Annotated in this window: 2 protein-coding genes and 1 pseudogene; all 3 read left to right on the top strand. The window is 74.3% G+C overall.

What is annotated here, in order from left to right; genetic code table 11:
• Positions 1-551: pseudogene (locus tag ACFVS6_RS12855) on the top strand (hypothetical protein); the annotation flags it as partial.
• A gap of 127 nt (positions 552-678) precedes the next feature.
• The gene (locus tag ACFVS6_RS12850; protein WP_389703263.1) at positions 679-1,458 is read left to right on the top strand and encodes a TIGR03936 family radical SAM-associated protein; all 780 of its coding nucleotides are present in this window, start codon (positions 679-681) and stop codon (positions 1,456-1,458) included.
• A 233-nt stretch (positions 1,459-1,691) separates the two neighbouring features.
• Positions 1,692-5,519 (top strand): Rne/Rng family ribonuclease, encoded by a 3,828-nt coding sequence (locus tag ACFVS6_RS12845; protein WP_389703262.1) that lies wholly within the window; start codon positions 1,692-1,694, stop codon positions 5,517-5,519.
• Positions 5,520-5,635 lie beyond the last annotated feature (116 nt).

Below are 5,635 nucleotides of genomic sequence, written 5' to 3'. Positions count from 1 at the left end.
CGTGGGTCGGGCTGTGGCGGTACGTGTTGATCCCGCTGGGGCACGGGATCGCGTGGTCGGGCCGGGGTGTCGTCCTGGTGGTGCGGTGGCTGGCGTTGGGTCTTCTGTACTGGCCGTGGGTGGGTCTGTGGCGGTACGTACTGGTTCCGGGCGCCACCGCGACGTACCGGTACCTGCTCGCCCCCCTCGGCCGGAACCTGTACCGGTACGTGCTCACCCCGCTCGGGCACCTGCTCGTCGGCGCCTGGCGACTCGCCGGGCGGATCAGCCGCGCAATCGGTCGCGGACTGCTGTGGTTGTGGCGCGGCTGCGTCGCCCGCCCCTGCGCCTGGCTCCACCGCCACGTCGCCACACCCGCCGGGCACGCCCTCCGCAGCGTGTGGCGCAGCTCCCGCGCCGCGGTGCGGGAGGCCCGCGACGACGTACGACGTCTGCTGTTCGGTACTCCTCCCGGGGAACCGGCGAGGTCACGGGCGCGTACTCTGGGTAGTACGAAAGCCGCAGGCAACGCGCCCGCTCCCGAGATCTCCCTGCACGAGACGCAGGGGTGAGCCGGAGGCAGGGCGTGGCCGGCAGGCCCCACAGACACTCAGGGCGACGTGCGAGCCGCGACGCCCCGCACAAGGAGAAGAACCACTGGGCAAGCGACAGCCCGAAGGCCCGCCTCCCGCACCGGTGGTGCAGCGCATTCGACTGCGTTACACCAAGCGTGGCCGCCTCCGGTTCACCAGTCACCGAGACTTCCAGCGAGCCTTCGAGCGGGCACTGCGCCGCGCGGAGGTCCCCATGGCGTACTCGGCCGGCTTCACCCCGCACCCCCGCGTCTCGTACGCGAACGCCGCGCCGACCGGTACCGGCAGTGAGGCCGAATACCTGGAGATCGCCCTCGCGGCCTCCCGGGACCCCGAAAAGCTTCGTGCGCTGCTCGACGAGTCCATGCCCGCCGGGCTCGACATCATCGACGCCGTCGAGGCCCGCACCTCGGGTCTCGCCGACCGGCTGACGGCCTCCGTGTGGGAGCTGCGCCTGGAGGGCGTGGAGCCCGAGGACGCCGAACGGGCCGTGACGACGTTCCTCGCGGCCGAGGCCGTCGAGGTCCAGCGCCGCACCAAGAACGGCGTCCGCACCTTCGACACCCGTGGGGCCGTGGTCAGCCTCGAAGCACTTCCGGCCCAGGCTGATAGGCCGCTGGACAATGCTTGTGCGATACTGCGGCTGGTTGTTCGGCATTTGACACCTGCCGTGCGACCCGACGACGTCCTGTCCGGTCTCCACGCTGTGGCCGACCTCGCGCCGCCGGTCCCCGCAGCGGTGACCAGGCTGGCGCAGGGGCTCTTCGACGAGGAGTCCGGCACGGTGACCGACCCGCTCGCGCCCGACCGCGAGGCCGTCACGGCCGCCCCACCCACGGCCGCCGTAACGACCGACGCGAAGGCGCCGGAAGGTCCCGCCGCGTAGGGATCGTCGTCGTCGCGCAGCCCTGGCACTCGGGAGCCACCTGGGTCGGGCAGCGCATTGACCTGAAGACTTCCGCCAGGCCGTACGGACAACACGTACGGAACCGGCGGCCATGGACTACAGCTCCCGTGTGGCGAACGCGCCCCGGAGGCCGGTTCCGCGCTCATTACGCGGCAGCCGTGCCGGACCGGACGTCAGCCGCGGCGCCCGGGAGCGTGACGGGAGAACCCCGCATGCTCAACACCGAAAACGAGAACACCCCCGCTGCCGACAGTGGCAGCCCCAGCGACAACCTGCCCCCGCGCAGGCGTCGCCGCGCCGCTTCCCGGCCCGCCGGCCCGCCCGGCGGTGTCGCGGCGGCCACCGAAGCCCCCGCCGCCGCGGCCCCCGCTCCCGTGGTCGAGGAGCCCGCTGCCGCTCCGGCGCCGCGTGCCCGTCGTCGTGCGACGCGTGCCGTGGCCGCTCCGGCCGCCGTCGAGGCGGCCGCCGAGGCCGTGGTGGAGGCCGCCCCCGCGCCGGTCGTCGCCCCGGTGGTCGAGGAGCCCGCTGCCGCTCCGGCCGCCGCTCCGCGTGCCCGTCGTCGGGCCACCCGCGCGGTGACCGCCCCCGAGGCGCCCGCCGCCGAGCCCGTCGTGGAGGCCGCCCCCGCGCCGGTCGCCGCCCCGGTGGCCGAGGAGGAGGCTCCGGCCGCGCCGGCTTCCGCCCCGCGTGCCCGTCGCCGCGCCACCCGCGCCGTGGCCGCCCCGGCCGCCGCCGAGGCGCCCGCCGCCGAGATCGCCGTCGAGACCCCGGCCGCCGTGCAGGAGGCCCCGAGGGCCGCTGCCCGCGCCGTCACCGTCGCCGACGCGGTCGACTCCCCGAAGCGCGGCGGTCGCCGCCGCGCCACCCGCTCCACCTCGGCCGCCGCTCCCGCGCAGCCCGTGGCCGCCGTCGAGGCCGAGGTCGCCGCCCCGGCGCCGAACCGTGCCGCCCGCCGCGCCGCGCGTCCCGCCGTGGCCGTCTTCCAGGCCCCGGTCTTCGCCGAGCCGATGTTCCAGACCCCGGAGACCGCCGCCATGGCCGCCGCGGCCGCTGCCGCCGCGTCCCGGGCGGAGGAAGCCGAGGAGGAAGAGGAGGAGACCGAGGTCGAGGCTCAGGCCCCGGCCCCCGTCGAGCAGCCCGCCGGCCGCCGTCGTCGCCGTCGTGGCGCCGCCGCCGAACCTGCCGCCGCCGAGCCCGTCGCCGCGCCCGCGACCGGCGCGCCCGTCTCGCCGGCCGACGTCGAGCTCCTCGACGAGGAGCAGGACGCCGAGGTCGAGGCCGCCGAGCTGGACGAGGACGAGGCCGACGAGTCGGGCGAGCGCCCCTCGCGCCGTCGTCGTCGCGGTGGCCGTCGCCGCCGTCGCGGTGAGGCCGCCGACCTCGACGAGTCCGCCGAGGAGGAGACCGGCGCCGCCGAGGACGCCGAGGAGGAGGACGCCGACGACGCGGACGACGCCGAGCTCGGTTCCTCGTCCAGCCGTCGCCGTCGTCGCCGTCGCCGTCGCAGTGGTGACTCCGGCGCCGAGACCGAGGCGGCCGAGGACGACGGCGTACGCACCGTCGTCAAGGTGCGCGAGCCGCGCCCGGCGCGCGAGCGCAGCGAGTCCACGTCCTCCGACGAGGTCCAGTCCATCAAGGGCTCGACCCGCCTGGAGGCCAAGAAGCAGCGTCGCCGCGAAGGCCGCGAGCAGGGCCGCCGTCGCGTCCCGATCATCACCGAGGCCGAGTTCCTGGCCCGCCGCGAGGCCGTCGAGCGCGTGATGGTCGTCCGTCAGTCCGGCGAGCGCACCCAGATCGGCGTGCTGGAGGACAACGTCCTCGTCGAGCACTACGTCAACAAGGAGGAGGCCACCTCCTACGTCGGCAACGTCTACCTGGGCAAGGTCCAGAACGTGCTGCCGTCCATGGAGGCCGCCTTCATCGACATCGGCAAGGGGCGCAACGCCGTCCTGTACGCCGGTGAGGTCAACTTCGAGGCGCTCGGCATGGCCAACGGGCCGCGCCGCATCGAGTCCGCCCTCAAGTCCGGCCAGTCGGTCCTCGTGCAGGTCACCAAGGACCCGATCGGCCACAAGGGCGCCCGCCTGACCAGCCAGGTCTCGCTGCCCGGCCGCTACCTGGTCTACGTGCCCGAGGGTTCGATGACCGGCATCAGCCGCAAGCTGCCCGACACCGAGCGCGCGCGCCTGAAGACCATCCTCAAGAAGATCGTCCCCGAGGACGCGGGCGTCATCGTGCGCACCGCCGCCGAGGGCGCGAGCGAGGACGAGCTGCGTCGCGACGTCGAGCGCCTGCAGGCCCAGTGGGAGGACATCCAGAAGAAGTCGAAGCAGATCTCGACCTCTTCGCCGAGCCTGCTGTACGGCGAGCCGGACATGACCGTCCGCGTGGTCCGCGACATCTTCAACGAGGACTTCTCGAAGGTCATCGTCAGCGGTGACACCGCCTGGGAGACCATCCACGGCTACGTGAACCACGTGGCCCCGGACCTCGCCGACCGGCTGTCGCGCTGGACCTCCGAGGTCGACGTCTTCGCGACGTACCGGATCGACGAGCAGCTCGCCAAGGCGCTCGACCGCAAGGTGTGGCTGCCCTCGGGCGGTTCCCTCGTGATCGACAAGACCGAGGCGATGATCGTCATCGACGTCAACACCGGCAAGTTCACCGGTCAGGGCGGCAACCTCGAGGAGACCGTCACCAGGAACAACCTGGAGGCGGCCGAGGAGATCGTGCGCCAGCTGCGGCTGCGCGACCTGGGCGGCATCGTCGTCATCGACTTCATCGACATGGTCCTGGAGTCCAACCGCGACCTGGTCCTGCGGCGCATGCTGGAGTGCCTGGGCCGCGACCGCACCAAGCACCAGGTGGCCGAGGTCACCTCGCTGGGCCTGGTGCAGATGACCCGCAAGCGGGTGGGCCAGGGTCTGCTGGAGTCCTTCTCCGAGACCTGCGTCCACTGCAACGGCCGCGGCGTCATCGTCCACATGGAGACCCCGACCGTTGTGGGCGGCGGTGGCAACGGCAAGCGTTCCAAGCGCCGTGGCGGTCGTGGTCCGGAGCACGACCACGACCACGACACCGAGACGGTGGAGACCACCGGCACGGACGTGTACGAGGCCGACGCGGAGATCGAGACCGAGACCGAGGCCGAGGTTGCCGCCGAGGCCGCCGCGCCGCGTGCGCTGCCGGAGCCGGAGTTCGTCGCCGACGAGGAGCTGTACGGCAGCGCCGCCGAGGCGGAGGCCGCCGCCGGTGTCAGCGGCCGTCGCAACCGTCGCCGCGCCACCCGCAAGGCGACCGCTCCTGCGGGCGCCCCGCGCGGTGCCGTGCGGCCCGCCGCAGCGGCCCCGGTGACCCCGGTGGTCGAGGACGAGCCGGTCGTGGAGCCCGCCGACACGGTCCTGGAGCCCGCCCCCGAGGCCGTCGAGGCCGCGGAGACGGTCACCGAGGCCCCGGAGGTGGTGGTCGAGGAGGCCGCGCCCAAGGGCCGGACCCGTCGCCGCGCCACCCGCAAGGCGACCGCTCCTGCGGGCGCCCCGGCCGGCGAGGCCGCCGCTCCGGAAGCCCCGACCGCCGTCGAGCCGGAGCCCGTCGCCCCGGTCGTGGCGGAGGCCGAGCCGGTCGTCGAGGCCCCGGCAGCCGTCGAGCCCGAGCCGGTCGTCGAGGCCGTCGTGGAGGCCGCTCCGGCCCGTCCGCGGCGCCGCGCCGTCCGCAAGGCCACCGCACCCGCGGGTGCGGCGGAGGCGGCCGTCGTGGTGGTCGAGAGCGCCGCTGCCGACGTCGCCGAGCCGGTGACCGAGGCCGACGCCCCGGCCGCCGAGGCCGAGCCGACCCCGGTGAAGAAGGCCCGTAAGGCGCCGGCCAAGAAGGCGACGACCACGGCCGCGAAGAAGGCCCCGGCCAAGAAGGCGGCGGCCGCGAAGAAGACCGTCGCGAAGAAGACGACGGCCAAGAAGACCGTGGCGAAGCGGGCGACGAAGAAGACCGCGGCGGCGGAGCAGACGCTCCCGTCCGTCTCGGCTCCGACCGACGAAGCCTGATCCGCTCCACGCCGTGGGCCCCCCCGGAAGGCGGGGCCCACCGCCGTGCGGGGCCCCGGTTGTCCCCCCGGAACCAGCCCCGGAACCAAGACCTGTGTCTTATACACAACTGACGC

The sequence above is a fragment of the Streptomyces sp. NPDC057939 genome, assembly GCF_042887545.1.
Classification (GTDB): domain Bacteria; phylum Actinomycetota; class Actinomycetes; order Streptomycetales; family Streptomycetaceae; genus Streptomyces.
This window is presented reverse-complemented; position numbering and strand designations above follow the sequence as displayed.